11 protein-coding genes, 1 tRNA gene and 3 rRNA genes are annotated in these 18,319 nt (G+C 53.7%); 11 read left to right on the top strand and 4 right to left on the bottom strand.

What is annotated here, in order from left to right; genetic code table 11:
* Window positions 1–5 precede the first annotated feature (5 nt).
* A complete protein-coding gene (gene fadB, locus N2K86_RS21465) occupies window positions 6–2,195 on the bottom strand; it encodes a fatty acid oxidation complex subunit alpha FadB (protein ID WP_260659899.1) in 2,190 nt (729 codons plus the stop codon).
* A 190-nt stretch (window positions 2,196–2,385) separates the two neighbouring features.
* On the opposite strand from fadB, the gene pepQ reads away from it, so the two are divergent.
* The 11 genes from pepQ to N2K86_RS21410 all read left to right on the top strand — a co-directional run bounded on the left by pepQ (window position 2,386) and on the right by N2K86_RS21410 (window position 14,840).
* On the top strand, window positions 2,386–3,717 hold the full coding sequence (gene pepQ / locus N2K86_RS21460) for a Xaa-Pro dipeptidase (protein ID WP_089599656.1): 1,332 nt from the start codon (window positions 2,386–2,388) through the stop codon (window positions 3,715–3,717).
* Window positions 3,717–4,331 (top strand): IMPACT family protein, encoded by a 615-nt coding sequence (locus tag N2K86_RS21455; RefSeq protein WP_260659898.1) that lies wholly within the window; start codon window positions 3,717–3,719, stop codon window positions 4,329–4,331. The genes pepQ and N2K86_RS21455 overlap by 1 nt, the downstream gene beginning before the upstream one ends.
* Window positions 4,332–4,371: 40 nt before the next feature.
* Entirely contained in the window at window positions 4,372–5,823 is a 1,452-nt protein-coding gene (gene trkH, locus N2K86_RS21450; RefSeq protein ID WP_010436781.1) for a Trk system potassium transporter TrkH, read from the top strand.
* Between the two features lie 10 nt (window positions 5,824–5,833).
* Window positions 5,834–6,379, top strand: coding sequence for a menaquinone-dependent protoporphyrinogen IX dehydrogenase (gene hemG / locus N2K86_RS21445; RefSeq protein ID WP_211449852.1), 546 nt, complete (start codon window positions 5,834–5,836; stop codon window positions 6,377–6,379).
* A gap of 354 nt (window positions 6,380–6,733) precedes the next feature.
* Window positions 6,734–8,275 (top strand): 16S ribosomal RNA (locus N2K86_RS21440).
* A gap of 85 nt (window positions 8,276–8,360) precedes the next feature.
* Window positions 8,361–8,436 (top strand) — tRNA-Glu (locus N2K86_RS21435).
* 182 nt (window positions 8,437–8,618) lie between these two features.
* Window positions 8,619–11,524: ribosomal RNA gene (locus N2K86_RS21430) — 23S ribosomal RNA — on the top strand.
* 69 nt (window positions 11,525–11,593) lie between these two features.
* Window positions 11,594–11,709 (top strand): 5S ribosomal RNA (rrf, locus tag N2K86_RS21425).
* Together the 16S, 23S and 5S rRNA genes with 1 tRNA gene alongside form the textbook arrangement of a ribosomal RNA operon.
* Before the next feature lie 134 nt (window positions 11,710–11,843).
* Window positions 11,844–12,872, top strand: a complete 1,029-nt coding sequence (gene murB, locus N2K86_RS21420; protein WP_260659897.1) for a UDP-N-acetylmuramate dehydrogenase — start codon at window positions 11,844–11,846, stop codon at window positions 12,870–12,872.
* A complete protein-coding gene (gene birA, locus N2K86_RS21415; RefSeq protein WP_260659896.1) occupies window positions 12,869–13,831 on the top strand; it encodes a bifunctional biotin--[acetyl-CoA-carboxylase] ligase/biotin operon repressor BirA in 963 nt (320 codons plus the stop codon). The genes murB and birA overlap by 4 nt, the downstream gene beginning before the upstream one ends.
* Window positions 13,832–13,847: 16 nt before the next feature.
* Complete coding sequence (locus N2K86_RS21410; protein ID WP_260661743.1) at window positions 13,848–14,840, top strand: glycosyl hydrolase family 8; 993 nt, start codon at window positions 13,848–13,850, stop codon at window positions 14,838–14,840.
* Between the two features lie 34 nt (window positions 14,841–14,874).
* Here the strand turns inward: N2K86_RS21410 and bcsG are convergent, their stop codons facing one another.
* From bcsG to bcsE, 3 genes are read right to left on the bottom strand one after another with little or no spacing between them, the layout of a single operon-like run.
* Window positions 14,875–16,554 carry a cellulose biosynthesis protein BcsG gene (gene bcsG, locus N2K86_RS21405; RefSeq protein WP_260659895.1) on the bottom strand — a complete coding sequence of 560 codons (1,680 nt, stop codon included), beginning with the start codon at window positions 16,552–16,554 and terminating at the stop codon, window positions 14,875–14,877.
* Window positions 16,547–16,744, bottom strand: coding sequence for a cellulose biosynthesis protein BcsF (bcsF, locus tag N2K86_RS21400; protein WP_042713769.1), 198 nt, complete (start codon window positions 16,742–16,744; stop codon window positions 16,547–16,549). Before bcsF ends, bcsG begins: the two co-directional genes overlap by 8 nt.
* Window positions 16,738–18,300: a cellulose biosynthesis c-di-GMP-binding protein BcsE gene (bcsE, locus tag N2K86_RS21395; protein ID WP_260659894.1), complete on the bottom strand. Its 1,563-nt coding sequence runs from the start codon at window positions 18,298–18,300 to the stop codon at window positions 16,738–16,740. Before bcsE ends, bcsF begins: the two co-directional genes overlap by 7 nt.
* Window positions 18,301–18,319 lie beyond the last annotated feature (19 nt).

Here is an 18,319-nt window from a genome sequence, read left to right as displayed (position 1 = left end):
ACTCCTTAAGCCGTTTTCAGCTCGCCAACCGGGCGGGCTGGCTCAACTGCTGGATAGTAGGGTTCGTTATGGCGCGCTTTGTTACGCAGACCTTCCGGCACCTCATAAAGCGGGCCAAGGTGCTGGTACTGCTGAACCATATCGAGATAGCGGGCGCTGCCGAGCGTATCCAGCCAGCGGAAAGCGCCGCCGTGGAATGGAGGGAAGCCAAGGCCGTACACCAGCGCCATATCCGCTTCTGCCGGGCTGGCGATGATGCCTTCTTCCAGGCAACGCACCACTTCGTTGATCATTGGAATCATCATGCGGGCGATGATCTCATCGTCGGTGAAGTCGCGTTTCGGTGGGCATACGTCGGCCAGCAGGCCATCGACCACAGCATCTTCTTCTTTCTTCGGTTTGCCTTTGCTGTCTTCTTTATAGCGCCAGAAGCCCAGGCCATTTTTCTGACCGAAGCGGTTGGCGTCAAACAGCGCGTCAATGGCGTCGCGATAATCTTTCTGCATGCGCTGCGGGAAGCCTGCCGCCATCACCGCCTGCGCGTGATGGGCGGTATCAATGCCGACCACGTCCAACAGGTACGCCGGGCCCATCGGCCAGCCGAACTGTTTTTCCATCACCTTGTCGATTTTGCGGAAGTCCGCTCCGTCGCGCAGCAGCTGGCTGAAGCCTGCAAAGTACGGGAATAATACGCGGTTAACGAAGAAGCCCGGGCAGTCGTTCACCACGATCGGGGTTTTGCCCATCTTGCTCGCCCACGCCACCACTTTGGCGATGGTTTCGTCAGAGGTTTTTTCCCCACGGATCACTTCGACCAGCGGCATACGGTGTACCGGGTTGAAGAAGTGCATGCCGCAGAAGTTTTCCGGGCGCTTCAGCACGCTCGCCAGTTCGCCAATCGGAATAGTGGAGGTGTTAGAGGCCAGCACGGTGCCTGGACGAACCTTGTCTTCCGTTTCGGCCAGCACTGCTTTTTTGACTTTCGGGTTCTCAACGACGGCTTCAACCACTACGTCCACACGGTCAAAACCGCTGTACTCCAGCACCGGCTGAATGGTGGAGATCACGCCTGCGAGCTTCAGCCCGTCAATTTTTCCGCGCTCCAGCTGTTTATTCAGCAGCTTGGCCGCTTCGGTCATGCCCAGCGTCAGGGATTTCTCGTTAATGTCTTTCATCACTACCGGCACGCCTTTCCAGGCCGACTGGTAGGCGATGCCGCCACCCATAATGCCAGCACCGAGCACCGCCGCGTGTTTTGGCGTCTCAACGTTTTTGGTCAGCTGTTTGGCTTTGCCCTTCACGAACTGATCGTTAAGGAAGATACCAACCAGCGCGCGGGCTTCGTTGGTGTGCGCCAGCGGGACAAAGCTCTGATTTTCGAGCTTCAGGGCTTCGTCGCGGCCAAAGCGGGCCGCGGCTTCAATGGTTTTCACCGCTGTGATCGGCGCCGGGTAGTGTTTACCCGCCGTCTGCATCACCATGCCTTTAGCGATGGTGAAACTCATGGTGGCTTCAATTTTGCTGAGCTTTAACGGCTCCAGCTTCGGCTGGCGTTTGGCTTTCCAGTCGAGGTCGCCATTGATGGCCTGACGCAGGATGGCGATAGCACCCTCAATCAGTTTTTCAGGCTTAACCACGCCGTCTACAAGGCCGATTTTCTGCGCCTGTTCTGCGCCGACATCTTTACCCGCGGCAATGATCTCCAGCGCGCTGTCGGCACCCAGCATGCGCGGCATACGCACGGAACCGCCAAAGCCCGGCATGATGCCCAGCTTGGTTTCCGGCAGGCCGATACGCAGATCCGGCGTGGCAAGACGGTAATCGGTGGCTAATACACATTCACAGCCGCCGCCCAGCGCGTAGCCGTTCACGGCGGAGATCGTTGGGACAGGCAGATCTTCCAGACGATTAAAGACGCTGTTGGCAAAGTGCAGCCACTGACTCAGCTGTTCTTCAGGCACCAGGAAAAGCGAGAGAAATTCGGTGATATCGGCACCGACAATAAAGGCCGCTTTGTTCGAGCGCAGCAGCAGCCCTTTTAATTCAGATTGTTTTTCAAGAACATCCAGCGCCTGGCCAAGACTGGCCACCGTCGCGGTATCAAGCTTATTCACTGAGCCGGGGGCATCGAACACCAGTTCGGCAATGCCATCTTCCAGCCAGTTGAGGTACAGGGTGTCGCCTTTGTAAAGCATGTCAGTCTCCTGAATCCAGCAAGTGGATCTGGTCATACCAGATGAGACGGAGTGTGGAATTTATGTTAATAAAATGCAAATTTCTCATTAAGAAATTGCTGCGTTGATCACGGTCGGTGGAAATCACGCAGCCGGAGTGAGGTGTGCTAAGATGCGATGACTTGAGGTCAAAAAAACGAAAGGAAGAATGATGGACTCACTGGCTTCGCTTTATAAAAATCATATCGTTACCCTACAGGAACGTACCCGCGATGTACTGGCGCGCTTCAAGCTGGATGCCCTGCTGATCCACTCCGGCGAGCTGATGAACACGTTTCTTGATGACCATGCTTATCCGTTTAAGGTCAACCCGCAGTTTAAAGCCTGGGTACCGGTGACACAGGTGCCAAATTGCTGGCTGCTGGTGGATGGCGTGAACAAGCCGAAACTGTGGTTTTATCTGCCGGTGGATTACTGGCACAACGTGGAACCGCTGCCGACCTCTTTCTGGACCGAAGAAATTGACGTAATTGCGCTGCCGAAAGCGGACGGTATTGGCAGCCAGCTGCCTGCGGCGCGTGGCAACATCGGCTATATTGGTCCTGTTCCAGAGCGTGCGCTGGGTCTGGATATTCCGGCAGACAAGCTCAACCCGAAAGGGGTGCTGGATTACCTCCACTATTACCGCGCGTATAAAACCGACTATGAACTTTACTGCATGCGTGAAGCGCAAAAAACGGCGGTGAATGGCCACCGTGCCGCACACGAAGCGTTTCAGTCGGGCATGAGCGAGTTCGACATCAATCTTGCCTATCTGACCGCAACCGGTCACCGCGATACCGACGTGCCGTACAGCAACATCGTCGCGCTGAACGAGCATGCGTCTGTCCTTCACTACACCAAACTGGATCACCAGGTGCCGTCGGAAATGCGCAGCTTCCTGCTGGACGCAGGGGCAGAGTATAACGGCTACGCGGCCGATCTGACGCGCACCTGGGCGGCTAATGGGGATACCGATTTCGCGCAGCTGATTAAAGACGTGAACGATGAACAGCTGGCGCTGATTGGCACCATGAAGGCCGGAACCAGCTACGTGGATTATCACATCCAGTTCCATCAGCGCATCGCTAAACTGCTGCGTAAGCATCAGATTGTGAAAGACATGAGCGAAGAGGCGATGGTCGAAAACGATTTGACCGGGCCATTTATGCCGCATGGTATCGGCCACCCGCTGGGCCTGCAGGTTCACGATGTTGCAGGCTTTATGCAGGATGATACCGGCACGCACCTGGCGGCACCGTCTAAATATCCTTACCTGCGCTGCACCCGTATTCTTGAACCGCGCATGGTATTGACCATCGAGCCTGGGATCTACTTTATTGAATCTCTGCTGGCACCGTGGCGTGAAGGGCAGTTCAGCAAGCACTTCAACTGGGAAAAAATTGACGCGTTGAAACCGTTTGGCGGCATTCGTATCGAAGATAACGTGGTTATTCACGAGAACGGTGTCGAGAATATGACGCGAGACCTGAAGCTGGCCTGATGGAAAGCTGGCTGATACCGGCTGAACCGGTCACCGTTGTTGAGGAAATCAAGAAAAGCCGCTTTATTACGCTGCTGGCGCACACCGATGGGGTGGAGGCGGCGAAGGCGTTTGTCGAGTCCGTTCGCGCGGAGCATCCTGATGCACGTCACCACTGCGTGGCGTGGGTGGCAGGACCGCCGGACGATTCGCAACAGCTGGGGTTTTCTGATGACGGTGAACCGGCTGGCACGGCCGGTAAACCTATGCTTTCGCAGCTGATGGGCAGCGGCGTGGGTGAGATCACCGCCGTAGTGGTTCGCTACTACGGCGGCATTTTGTTAGGCACGGGTGGGCTGGTTAAAGCCTACGGCGGGGGTGTCCAGCAGGCTCTTAATCTGTTGATAACCACCCGCAAAACGCCACTTACCGAATATACTCTGTTATGCGAGTACTCGCAGCTTGCGGGCATTGAAGCGTTACTGAAGCACGTTAACGGCGTGATTGTGCACAGTGATTACCAGGCGATGGTGCAATTACACGTGGCGCTTCCTCAGGCGGAACTGGCTTCTTTTTCAGCAAAACTCGCTGATTTTAGTCGTGGTTCGTTGCAATTGCTGCCGATTGAAGAATAATCCCCACCTCACTTTTTGAATACCAAAGGAAGCGGCAGAGATGCATTTTCGTGCCATAACCCGAATCGTTGGACTGCTGGTCATACTTTTTTCCGGGACGATGATTCTCCCTGGACTGGTGGCACTTATCTACCGGGACGGTGCGGGGCGTGCGTTTACCCAGACATTTTTTGTCGCGCTGGCGATTGGCTCGCTGCTCTGGTGGCCAAACCGTCGTGAGAAAGGCGAGCTGAAATCTCGCGAAGGGTTTCTGATCGTTGTGCTGTTCTGGACGGTGCTGGGAAGCGTCGGTTCGCTCCCGTTTATCTTCTCTGAACAGCCCAATCTGAGCATCACGGATGCCTTTTTTGAATCGTTCTCTGGTTTAACAACTACCGGTGCGACGACGCTGGTGGGGCTGGATTCTCTCCCGCATGCCATTCTCTTTTATCGCCAGATGCTGCAGTGGTTCGGCGGTATGGGGATCATCGTCCTGGCAGTGGCTATCCTGCCAATTCTGGGCGTCGGTGGGATGCAGCTTTATCGGGCAGAAATGCCCGGCCCGCTAAAAGATAACAAAATGCGCCCGCGTATTGCGGAGACGGCAAAAACCCTGTGGCTGATCTATGTCTTGTTGACGGTCGCCTGTGCCCTGGCGCTGTGGTTTGCAGGAATGCCCGCTTTCGATGCCATCGGGCACAGCTTTGCGACTATCGCTATCGGTGGGTTCTCCACGCACGATGCCAGCGTGGGCTACTTCGACAGCCCGACGATTAACACTATTATTGCTATCTTCCTGCTGATCTCCGGTTGTAACTACGGGCTGCACTTCTCCTTACTGAGCGGGCGCAGCCTGAAGGTGTACTGGCGCGATCCGGAGTTCCGCATGTTTATTGGCGTCCAGTTGACGCTGGTGATCATCTGTACCCTGGTGCTTTGGTTCCACGATGTTTATAACTCGGCGATGACCACGCTAAACCAGGCCTTCTTCCAGGTGGTGTCGATGGCGACTACGGCGGGCTTTACCACGGACAGCATTGCGCGCTGGCCGCTGTTCCTGCCGGTGCTTTTGCTGTGCTCGGCCTTTATCGGGGGGTGTGCGGGGTCTACGGGCGGTGGCCTGAAGGTCATTCGTATCCTGCTGCTGTTCAAACAGGGCAACCGCGAGCTGAAGCGTCTGGTTCACCCGAATGCGGTTTATAGCATCAAGCTGGGAAATCGTGCACTGCCAGAACGTATTCTCGAAGCGGTGTGGGGTTTCTTCTCTGCTTATGCGCTGGTCTTTATCGTCAGTATGCTGGCTATTATTGCTACCGGTGTGGATGATTTCTCCGCATTCGCCTCCGTTGTGGCGACGCTTAATAACCTCGGTCCTGGGCTGGGTGTGGTGGCGGATAACTTTGCCAGTATGAACCCGGTGGCGAAGTGGATCCTTATCGCTAACATGCTGTTTGGGCGTCTTGAGGTCTTTACGCTGCTGGTGCTGTTTACCCCAACATTCTGGCGCGAGTAAGGAGTCATTAATGAAAACATTAGTTCTTTTCTCTACGCGAGACGGACAAACGCGCGAGATTGCCGCTTATCTGGCTTCTGAATTAAAAGAGCTGGGCATTTATGCGGATGTTGTGAACCTGAACCGTGCGGAACACATCGCGTGGCAGGAGTACGATCGAGTGGTGATTGGGGCGTCTATTCGTTACGGGCATTTCCATCCCGCGCTGGATCGTTTTGTGAAGAAACATAAGGATGTGCTCAATAAGCTGCCCAGTGCCTTCTACTCGGTCAATCTGGTTGCCCGTAAAGCAGAAAAGCGCACGCCGCAAACGAACAGCTACACGCGTAAGTTTTTACTTAACTCTCCGTGGCAGCCAACGCTTTGCGCGGTCTTTGCCGGGGCGCTGCGCTATCCGCGCTACCGCTGGTATGACCGCTTTATGATCCGCTTGATTATGAAGATGACAGGCGGTGAAACCGATACGCATAAAGAAGTGGTGTACACCGACTGGTCGCAGGTAGCCAGTTTTGCGCGGGAAATCGCGCATATAACGGGCGATTCGCGACTTAAATAAGCGTTAAGTTTGAAAAGTGAGCGAACGGAAAGTTTTTTGTATTTTGTGCTTGTCACCTCAGAATTACTCCCTATAATGCGCCTCCACTGACACGGAACAACGGCACACACGCCGCCGGGTCAGCAGAGAAAAGCGAAAATAAACGCTTGACTCTGAAGCGGGAAAGCGTAATATGCACACCCCGCGCCGCTGCGAAAAGCGAAGCGGCACTGCTCTTTAACAATTTATCAGACAATCTGTGTGGGCACTCAAAGTGACATGGATTCTTAACGTCGCAAGACGAAAAATGAATACCAAGTCTCTGAGTGAACATACGTAATTCATTACGAAGTTTAATTCACGAGCATCAAACTTAAATTGAAGAGTTTGATCATGGCTCAGATTGAACGCTGGCGGCAGGCCTAACACATGCAAGTCGAGCGGCAGCGGAAAGTAGCTTGCTACTTTGCCGGCGAGCGGCGGACGGGTGAGTAATGTCTGGGAAACTGCCTGATGGAGGGGGATAACTACTGGAAACGGTAGCTAATACCGCATAACGTCGCAAGACCAAAGAGGGGGACCTTCGGGCCTCTTGCCATCAGATGTGCCCAGATGGGATTAGCTAGTAGGTGGGGTAACGGCTCACCTAGGCGACGATCCCTAGCTGGTCTGAGAGGATGACCAGCCACACTGGAACTGAGACACGGTCCAGACTCCTACGGGAGGCAGCAGTGGGGAATATTGCACAATGGGCGCAAGCCTGATGCAGCCATGCCGCGTGTATGAAGAAGGCCTTCGGGTTGTAAAGTACTTTCAGCGGGGAGGAAGGTGTTGAGGTTAATAACCTCAGCAATTGACGTTACCCGCAGAAGAAGCACCGGCTAACTCCGTGCCAGCAGCCGCGGTAATACGGAGGGTGCAAGCGTTAATCGGAATTACTGGGCGTAAAGCGCACGCAGGCGGTCTGTCAAGTCGGATGTGAAATCCCCGGGCTCAACCTGGGAACTGCATTCGAAACTGGCAGGCTAGAGTCTTGTAGAGGGGGGTAGAATTCCAGGTGTAGCGGTGAAATGCGTAGAGATCTGGAGGAATACCGGTGGCGAAGGCGGCCCCCTGGACAAAGACTGACGCTCAGGTGCGAAAGCGTGGGGAGCAAACAGGATTAGATACCCTGGTAGTCCACGCCGTAAACGATGTCGACTTGGAGGTTGTGCCCTTGAGGCGTGGCTTCCGGAGCTAACGCGTTAAGTCGACCGCCTGGGGAGTACGGCCGCAAGGTTAAAACTCAAATGAATTGACGGGGGCCCGCACAAGCGGTGGAGCATGTGGTTTAATTCGATGCAACGCGAAGAACCTTACCTACTCTTGACATCCAGAGAACTTTCCAGAGATGGATTGGTGCCTTCGGGAACTCTGAGACAGGTGCTGCATGGCTGTCGTCAGCTCGTGTTGTGAAATGTTGGGTTAAGTCCCGCAACGAGCGCAACCCTTATCCTTTGTTGCCAGCGGTCCGGCCGGGAACTCAAAGGAGACTGCCAGTGATAAACTGGAGGAAGGTGGGGATGACGTCAAGTCATCATGGCCCTTACGAGTAGGGCTACACACGTGCTACAATGGCGCATACAAAGAGAAGCGACCTCGCGAGAGCAAGCGGACCTCATAAAGTGCGTCGTAGTCCGGATTGGAGTCTGCAACTCGACTCCATGAAGTCGGAATCGCTAGTAATCGTAGATCAGAATGCTACGGTGAATACGTTCCCGGGCCTTGTACACACCGCCCGTCACACCATGGGAGTGGGTTGCAAAAGAAGTAGGTAGCTTAACCTTCGGGAGGGCGCTTACCACTTTGTGATTCATGACTGGGGTGAAGTCGTAACAAGGTAACCGTAGGGGAACCTGCGGTTGGATCACCTCCTTACCTTAAAGAACCTGCCTTTGTAGTGTCCACACAGATTGTCTGATGAAAAGTAAATAGCAAGGCGTCTTGCGATTGAGACTGACACGTCCCCTTCGTCTAGAGGCCCAGGACACCGCCCTTTCACGGCGGTAACAGGGGTTCGAATCCCCTAGGGGACGCCACTTGCTGGTTCGTGAGTGAAAGTCACCTGCCGTCATATCTCAAAACTGACTTGCGAGTCATGTTTGAGATATTTGCTCTTTAAAAATCTGGATCAAGCTGAAAATTGAAACGACACACATGTTATGTGTGTTCGAGTCTCTCAAATTTTCGCAATCAGAAGTGAAACATCTTCGGGTTGTGAGGTTAAGCGACTAAGCGTACACGGTGGATGCCCTGGCAGTCAGAGGCGATGAAGGACGTGCTAATCTGCGAAAAGCGCCGGCGAGGTGATATGAACCTTTGACCCGGCGATGTCCGAATGGGGAAACCCAGTGTGTTCCGACACACTATCGTTAACTGAATACATAGGTTAACGAGGCGAACCGGGGGAACTGAAACATCTAAGTACCCCGAGGAAAAGAAATCAACCGAGATTCCCCCAGTAGCGGCGAGCGAACGGGGAGCAGCCCAGAGTCTGAATCAGCTTGTGTGTTAGTGGAACGGTCTGGAAAGTCCGACGGTACAGGGTGATAGTCCCGTACACGAAAGCACACTTGCTGTGAACTCGAAGAGTAGGGCGGGACACGTGGTATCCTGTCTGAATATGGGGGGACCATCCTCCAAGGCTAAATACTCCTGACTGACCGATAGTGAACCAGTACCGTGAGGGAAAGGCGAAAAGAACCCCGGCGAGGGGAGTGAAAAAGAACCTGAAACCGTGTACGTACAAGCAGTGGGAGCACCTTCGTGGTGTGACTGCGTACCTTTTGTATAATGGGTCAGCGACTTATATTCTGTAGCAAGGTTAACCGTATAGGGGAGCCGAAGGGAAACCGAGTCTTAACTGGGCGTTAAGTTGCAGGGTATAGACCCGAAACCCGGTGATCTAGCCATGGGCAGGTTGAAGGTTGGGTAACACTAACTGGAGGACCGAACCGACTAATGTTGAAAAATTAGCGGATGACTTGTGGCTGGGGGTGAAAGGCCAATCAAACCGGGAGATAGCTGGTTCTCCCCGAAAGCTATTTAGGTAGCGCCTCGTGAACTCATCTTCGGGGGTAGAGCACTGTTTCGGCTAGGGGGCCATCCCGGCTTACCAACCCGATGCAAACTACGAATACCGAAGAATGTTATCACGGGAGACACACGGCGGGTGCTAACGTCCGTCGTGAAGAGGGAAACAACCCAGACCGCCAGCTAAGGTCCCAAAGTCATGGTTAAGTGGGAAACGATGTGGGAAGGCACAGACAGCCAGGATGTTGGCTTAGAAGCAGCCATCATTTAAAGAAAGCGTAATAGCTCACTGGTCGAGTCGGCCTGCGCGGAAGATGTAACGGGGCTAAACCATGCACCGAAGCTGCGGCAGCGACGCTTATGCGTTGTTGGGTAGGGGAGCGTTCTGTAAGCCGTTGAAGGTGGCCTGTGAGGGTTGCTGGAGGTATCAGAAGTGCGAATGCTGACATAAGTAACGATAATGCGGGTGAAAAGCCCGCACGCCGGAAGACCAAGGGTTCCTGTCCAACGTTAATCGGGGCAGGGTGAGTCGACCCCTAAGGCGAGGCCGAAAGGCGTAGTCGATGGGAAACAGGTTAATATTCCTGTACTTGGTGTTACTGCGAAGGGGGGACGGAGAAGGCTATGTTAGCCGGGCGACGGTTGTCCCGGTTTAAGCATGTAGGCGGAGGTTCCAGGTAAATCCGGTACCTTATTAACGCTGAGGTGTGATGACGAGGCACTACGGTGCTGAAGTAACAAATGCCCTGCTTCCAGGAAAAGCCTCTAAGCATCAGGTAACATCAAATCGTACCCCAAACCGACACAGGTGGTCAGGTAGAGAATACCAAGGCGCTTGAGAGAACTCGGGTGAAGGAACTAGGCAAAATGGTGCCGTAACTTCGGGAGAAGGCACGCTGATATGTAGGTGAAGCCCCTGCGGGTGGAGCTGAAATCAGTCGAAGATACCAGCTGGCTGCAACTGTTTATTAAAAACACAGCACTGTGCAAACACGAAAGTGGACGTATACGGTGTGACGCCTGCCCGGTGCCGGAAGGTTAATTGATGGGGTTAGCGGCAACGCGAAGCTCTTGATCGAAGCCCCGGTAAACGGCGGCCGTAACTATAACGGTCCTAAGGTAGCGAAATTCCTTGTCGGGTAAGTTCCGACCTGCACGAATGGCGTAATGATGGCCAGGCTGTCTCCACCCGAGACTCAGTGAAATTGAACTCGCTGTGAAGATGCAGTGTACCCGCGGCAAGACGGAAAGACCCCGTGAACCTTTACTATAGCTTGACACTGAACACTGGTCCTTGATGTGTAGGATAGGTGGGAGGCTTTGAAGCGTGGACGCCAGTCTGCGTGGAGCCATCCTTGAAATACCACCCTTTAATGGCTGGTGTTCTAACGTAGACCCGTGATCCGGGTTGCGGACAGTGTCTGGTGGGTAGTTTGACTGGGGCGGTCTCCTCCCAAAGAGTAACGGAGGAGCACGAAGGTTAGCTAATCCTGGTCGGACATCAGGAGGTTAGTGCAATGGCATAAGCTAGCTTGACTGCGAGAGTGACGGCTCGAGCAGGTGCGAAAGCAGGTCATAGTGATCCGGTGGTTCTGAATGGAAGGGCCATCGCTCAACGGATAAAAGGTACTCCGGGGATAACAGGCTGATACCGCCCAAGAGTTCATATCGACGGCGGTGTTTGGCACCTCGATGTCGGCTCATCACATCCTGGGGCTGAAGTAGGTCCCAAGGGTATGGCTGTTCGCCATTTAAAGTGGTACGCGAGCTGGGTTTAGAACGTCGTGAGACAGTTCGGTCCCTATCTGCCGTGGGCGCTGGAGAATTGAGGGGGGCTGCTCCTAGTACGAGAGGACCGGAGTGGACGCATCACTGGTGTTCGGGTTGTCATGCCAATGGCACTGCCCGGTAGCTAAATGCGGAAAAGATAAGTGCTGAAAGCATCTAAGCACGAAACTTGCCCCGAGATGAGTTCTCCCTGAGACTTTAAGTCTCCTGAAGGAACGTTGAAGACTACGACGTTGATAGGTCGGGTGTGTAAGCGCAGCGATGCGTTGAGCTAACCGATACTAATGAACCGTGAGGCTTAACCTTACAACGCCGAAGGTGTTTTGGCGAAGAGACAGACACGATTTTCAGCCTGATACAGATAAACAGAATTTGCCTGGCGGCTTTAGCGCGGTGGTCCCACCTGACCCCATGCCGAACTCAGAAGTGAAACGCCGTAGCGCCGATGGTAGTGTGGGGTCTCCCCATGTGAGAGTAGGGAACTGCCAGGCATCAAACAAGTGAAGAGGCCATCCGTAAGGATGGCCTTTTTGCGTTTTTGTACATCCCTCGTTTCCATAAACAAATCACCTATCCCCCCGTATATACGGTAAACTATCCGCGTTTTTGCATCAGGATAGCGTCTATGAACCACTCCCTTAAGCCCTGGAATACCTTTGGCATTCAACGTAATGCTAAACAAATTGTACGTGCCGATAATGCTCAGCAATTGCTGAATGCATGGCAAAACGCGACAGAAAACGGTGAACCTGTACTGATTCTGGGCGAAGGAAGTAATGTCCTGTTTCTCGATGATTTTGCGGGGACCGTGATCGTCAACCGCATCATGGGAATCGACGTTAAAGAGAGCGCAGAGAGCTGGCATCTGCACGTGGGGGCCGGAGAAAACTGGCACCACCTGGTGCAATTTACCCTCGAAAAAGGGATGCCTGGCCTGGAAAATCTTGCATTGATCCCAGGCTGCGCTGGATCGTCACCCATTCAAAATATCGGTGCCTACGGCATCGAACTGAAACACGTCTGTGAATACGTTGACTGCATTGAGCTGGCAACGGGAAATGCACAACGTTTAACCGCAGAACAGTGCCGATTTGGTTATCGTGACAGTATCTTCAAACATGACTACCAGGATCGTTTCGTCATTGTTGCCGTTGGTCTGCGTCTGGCGAAGCAGTGGAACCCCGTCCTTACCTACGGCGATCTCACCCGTCTCGATCCGGTCACCGTCACCCCGCGCGACGTGTTTGAATCGGTTTGCCATATGCGAATGACCAAACTCCCGGATCCAAAAGTGAACGGAAATGCGGGCAGTTTCTTCAAAAATCCGGTCATCAGCAGCGAAAACGCGAAAGCGTTTCTCACCGGATGGCCAACGGCCCCGCACTATCCCCAGGTTGATGGCAGCGTGAAGCTGGCTGCAGGTTGGCTTATCGACCAGTGTGAATTAAAAGGAACTACGATGGGTGGTGCTGCTGTTCATCGCCAGCAGGCGCTGGTGCTGATCAATCAAAACAATGCAACCAGCGACGATGTTGTGAAGCTGGCGCACCATGTCCGTCAGCGTGTGGGTGATAAATTCAACGTCTGGCTGGAGCCTGAAGTTCGCTTTATTGGCCGTACGGGTGAAGTCAACGCCGTGGAGACTATCGCATGAAAGACAACACGATCCCTTTAACCCTGATTAGCATCCTTGCGGACGGTGAGTTTCATTCTGGCGAGCAGCTGGGTGAGCAGCTGGGCATGAGCCGTGCTGCCATTAATAAACATATCCAGACGCTCCGCGACTGGGGTGTTGATGTGTTCACGGTGCCCGGAAAAGGCTACAGCCTGCCGGAGCCTATTCAATTGCTGAATGAAGAAGCGATCCGCAGCCAGATTGGACACGGCAATGTCGCGGTGCTGCCAGTGATTGACTCGACGAACCAGTACCTGCTGGATCGCCTGCCTGAACTGAAATCCGGCGATGCCTGCGTTGCTGAATATCAACAGGCCGGTCGCGGTCGTCGTGGACGTAAGTGGTTCTCGCCGTTTGGTGCGAATCTGTACCTGTCCATGTACTGGCGACTCGATCAGGGCCCGGCTGCGGCGATTGGGCTAAGCCTGGTCATCGGGATTGTGATGGCGGAAGTCCTGCACGATCTGGGCGCGGATAAGGTGCGGGTAAAATGGCCTAACGATCTCTACCTGAACGATCGAAAACTGGCGGGTATTCTGGTTGAGCTGACGGGAAAGACCGGCGATGCCGCGCAGATCGTCATTGGCGCCGGGTTAAACATGGTGATGCGTAATGTGCAGAACGATGTGGTGAACCAGGCCTGGACTAACCTGCAGGAAGCGGGTCTCACTATCGACCGCAATATCCTGGCCGCGCGAATGATTAAAGAGTTGCGAAGCTCGCTAAGGCTCTTTGAACAAGACGGGCTGGCACCGTTCATGCCTCGCTGGGAAAAGCTGGATAACTTTATCAACCGCCCGGTGAAACTGCTGATTGGGGATAAAGAAATCTACGGCATTTCTCGCGGAATTGATGCGCAGGGGGCGCTGCTCCTGGAACAGGATGGTGCGATCAAACCCTGGATGGGCGGGGAAATCTCCTTACGCAGCGCAGAATAACCGGATTGTATTAATGATGCGAAAACCCGCATGCGCCACGCTGGCTGTCATGATGAGTTTGCTGTTCACTCCTTTCTCTCAGGCAGGTCAGGCCTGGGAGAGTTACAAAGCGCGCTTCTTTAAGGCGGATGGGCGAATCGTCGATACCGGCAACGGTAACGTTTCCCATACCGAAGGCCAGGGTTTTGCCATGCTGATGGCGGTGGCAAACGATGATAAAGCGACCTTTGATAAACTCTGGCACTGGACGAGCAGTACGCTGAAGAATAAAGAGAACGGTCTTTTTTACTGGCGTTATAATCCCGCTCAGGCAGACCCGATTGCCGACAAAAACAATGCCTCCGATGGCGATGTGCTCATTGCCTGGGCTCTGTTAAAAGCGAACGCGCGCTGGCATGACAAAGGCTACAGCGCGGCATCGGATGCCATTACCAAAGCGCTGCTTGCCCATAACGTTATCCGCTATGCGGGTTATCGCGTGATGGTGCCAGGCTCACACGGGTTTAAGCAGGACAATAACGTTGTGCTTAATCCTTCCTACTTCGTATTTCCTGCCTGGCAGGCATTTGCTGAGCGCAGCCATTTGCAAATATGGCGACAGCTCGCGCAGGACGGACAGCGGCTGCTGAAGAAAATGGGGACGGGTAAAGCCAATCTGCCAACTGACTGGGTCTCTCTTGACACGAAAGGGACGCTGGCCCCCGCAAACGCCTGGCCGCCCCGCATGAGTTATGACGCCATCCGCATTCCGCTGTACATCAGCTGGTCCAACTCGAAAAGCCCCTTGCTGACCCCGTGGCGCGCCTGGTTCGCTCAGTTTCCGCGTGAACAAACACCCGCATGGGTTAACGTCACGACGAATGAATACGCCCCCTACATGATGGCTGGCGGTCTGCTGGCAGTGCGTGATTTAACGATGGGACAGAGGGTCGGCGAGCCCGACATTACTGCAAATGATGATTACTATTCGGCAAGTCTGAAAATGCTGGTGTGGATCTCAGAACAATAAGGCCCGCTCCCCGAGGGAGAGCGGGCCGGGTCTATTACTGCGGATACGGTACCCAGTCTCCGCCGTTCAGGCGAACATACGGTTTGTTCTGGTACTGGATCACCACCGCATTGGCGTTCTCCGAAACCTCTGCCGTTTGTGGCAGGCCGCTGGTGAGCTGATCCCAGTTCACGCTATCTTCAACAAACAGCTTACCGTCAACCGCGCGGGCAACGAGTTCTGAAATCGCCAGATAACTGCTTGGCTGAGTGATTTCGATTGGCGCACCCTGATGCGGGGTCTTCATCCCGAAGAATTTAATCCCGGCAGGAACGTTGGTAATCGACGGGCTCGGGATATCACGCAGGCCGGATACCTGCATCCTGTCGCCTTTCAGCGCGCCGCCGTGTTCAGGTACCACAACAACCATCACTTTACGGCCTGATTTATCCAGCTCGGTAAAGAACGCGTCCAGTTCATCAAAGAACTTTTGTGCGCGAACTTTGTAATCCGCCGTTTTGCTCACGCCCGGGAAGTGGTTACCATCGTGAAGCGGCAGGGTGTTATAGAATGTTGCACTACGCGAACCCTCTTCTTTGCTGACGGTCTGCAACCAGCGCTGTAGCACGGCAGTATCGTCATAAACCGGAGAGCCATCGAAGCCCAACAGGGGGACCGGCAGACCCGTTTGGTCCATCAGCGGTGCCTGCATACCACCTTGTTCACGCACCTCTTTCAGGAAGTTACCAAACTGACCGTTATGACCCAGCATCAGGTGCTGCGTAAAGCCCAGTTTGGACAGGTTATCAAACAGATAGCACTGGTTGCCTGCGGGCTGATAGAGGTTCTTATGCGAAGGTTGGCCGCAGCTTGCACGTAACAGGCGAATCGCTGCCGGGCCGCTGTAGGAGGTCGCAGAATTGAAATCTTTAAACTGAATATCGAAATGCGCCCACAGCGGATGCGACATTAATCCGGCTGCATCCACATCCGCCCAGGAGAGAGAACAGATGTTGATCACCAGCAGTTCAAATGGCTGGGCGTCCGCAGGTAGCGCATCCGGGAATTTGGTTTGACGCTTATCTTCAGCGGTATAGAAACTGGAGAGCCACGCGTTCAGATTGGTGGACGTGGGTGGTGCGGTTTGCGCAGGAATATCGCCAACCACCGGCGTATCGCCTGCCGTCGTGACGGTTGCTGCCGCCGTGCCACCAGTGGTGGTGACCGTTGTGGTCGGTTGACCGGCTGGCCACAGGGAGAAATTCGGCCCTGCCAGCGTTAGCACGTTTAACCAGACCATAATCGCGACGACAAACACCGTCACGCGGATCCACTGTGCCAGGAACAGCCAGGCGACCAGCAGCACAAACACCGCGCCAATCATCTGCCAGTTAATAAAGCGCTCAACCAGATCAAGCATATAGTCGGTACTGAAGCCCGCAACCTGCGAGCCCTGGCTCATTATGCTTTCCGGACCCGGTAACCAGGTGTCATGCCAAAAGAGCGCGAACCCAATCGGGATAGCGACCCAGTGACGCAAACGATGCAGCCTGATATTGGGAATAGGCATCAGCAGGAATGCCATAAACACCAGGTTAAGCAGAGGGTGGAAATTAAGATAGCCTGCCCAGAGCAGGCCAAATTTCACCAGAAAGTAGAAATTCCAGCCGGAAAGTCCGCGCCAGTATTGCCAGAGCGGCGAGGGCGCCGACGTGGTATAGGTAGAGTTAGTCATGTTTTCGGTCTGCCTTGACGTTCGGAGCGCGTGTCAGTGTTCCGGCTGGTTTAATGTAGCGGGGTTTTAAAAACATCAATCTGGCCGTATCGCGAATACGACGCAGGGAATGGCGCGCATAGTAGCCCAGCGGGAAAAAAATCAGCGCACACAGAACGACCAGTTGAATGATATCGCTGAGATTCATGATGATGCGCTCTCCTCGCCCTCAGGTAATAGGCGTCGTGGTTCGGGTATCCGACGCCAGACATGCCCGTCATGCTTCGCATTCAGGATCGGTTTGACATCGTTTGCCATGGGTAATGGTTTCGCCCATTGTTCTGGCGTCAGGGCGCGCATTTGCACCAGTTCAGCACTAATCAAGTTATCTTCGAACCAAATCATGCGGTTAGAGAAAATATCGCCAGTCGGCAGAGGGAAGATATGGTTGAGCGCGGTATCGAGATCGTTTACCCGGCAGAAGGATAAAAACAGCACCAGACGGTTATCGCCAATCGTCATGATGTCTCCGATGCGGTTAGGGCGACATAGCGTGAGCGCCTGCTCAACACGAATACCTGGCACCGGACGCAGGGCAACCATGACCCCTTTTCCGTCTGCTGGCAGCAGCGTATTACTCATCATGTTGCCGACGGCATCACAGAAGGTATCCCACTTTTGAAAACCGCGCAGTTTCATTGGCTGCGTCATTGAGAGCAAGGTGCCGATATCTTCAGGAACATGGCGGTTAAACTGCTGTCCCTGTATGCTCTCAATAAGTGTCAGGCAGCGCGACAGCGGCGCATTCCAGGGTATGACCATATTTGCGCCGCAACCCAGCAGCAGCCGTTCGTCAGTGGCACGCAGGCTGGTATTATTTTCACGCACCACGATTTTTAACGCACTACCGCGTTGACGGCGTAACGTGTGAATGTGCCTCGCCAGCGTTTCGATTTGGTTATTCTGCATAAGAGAAAAAACAATCGTAGCGGCCTGCGTCGTGCGGGCTTCATTAAATAATGCTTCGTTAGTTTCAAACAGTGACCAATTTTCAGAGAGCGCAGGCGCACCTTCTAATACCGCAATGTGGCTCAGGATGCGTTTTTCATCGCTGCGTGGCTGAACCACGGTTTCTTCTTGCCGGGCGAGATGCCACTCTCCCTCGATATGTTTAAGGGTGAGCTGTTGACGAGCGCTAACCCCTTTTTCATTGCACCAGAACGCAATATCGTAAAGATAGCTATCTGTCTGGTCATGGATACTTGCCAGACCGAAAAGAGAACGATATTCGCCCATTAACAGTGAAAAAAGCTTGTCGTTATTACTGCTGGGGTTAACAACCAATAGCGTGCAGTTTTGATTTTTTGCCCACTTATTGATTCTGTTCAACCAGCGCAGCAGTTTTTCTGAGGGGATATTTTGCAGTGTGTTATTCGAACATTTTAGAATCAGTAAATAGTGGTCCGGATCAATCGAGCACTGAATATCGCGGGGCAAAAAGTATAGACTATCCGCCTCCGAAGACATGGAAAATAATCGTACGGTCTGTGGCCCACGGTCGTTTTCGAGCCTGATGATATTTTTAGGTTCTTCGCCCATCGTTATGACAGCCACGCGGGAATCCTTATCCTGCGCGGCGATCGTCTGGTTTACCAGACTTATGGCATCTTCGTTGCGATCCGTATTAATCCACCAGACTCCTCCGACTGGCATGTGGCGCAATTCGTCCCATAATGACTGGATGCCAATAGAAAATATGGAGTCCACGGTATCCCTCTTTTCGTCG

Source organism: Enterobacter mori (assembly GCF_025244905.1).
GTDB classification, from domain to species: domain Bacteria; phylum Pseudomonadota; class Gammaproteobacteria; order Enterobacterales; family Enterobacteriaceae; genus Enterobacter; species Enterobacter mori_A.
Note: the sequence above shows the minus strand (reverse complement) of the source record. Positions and strands in the feature narration are given on the sequence as shown.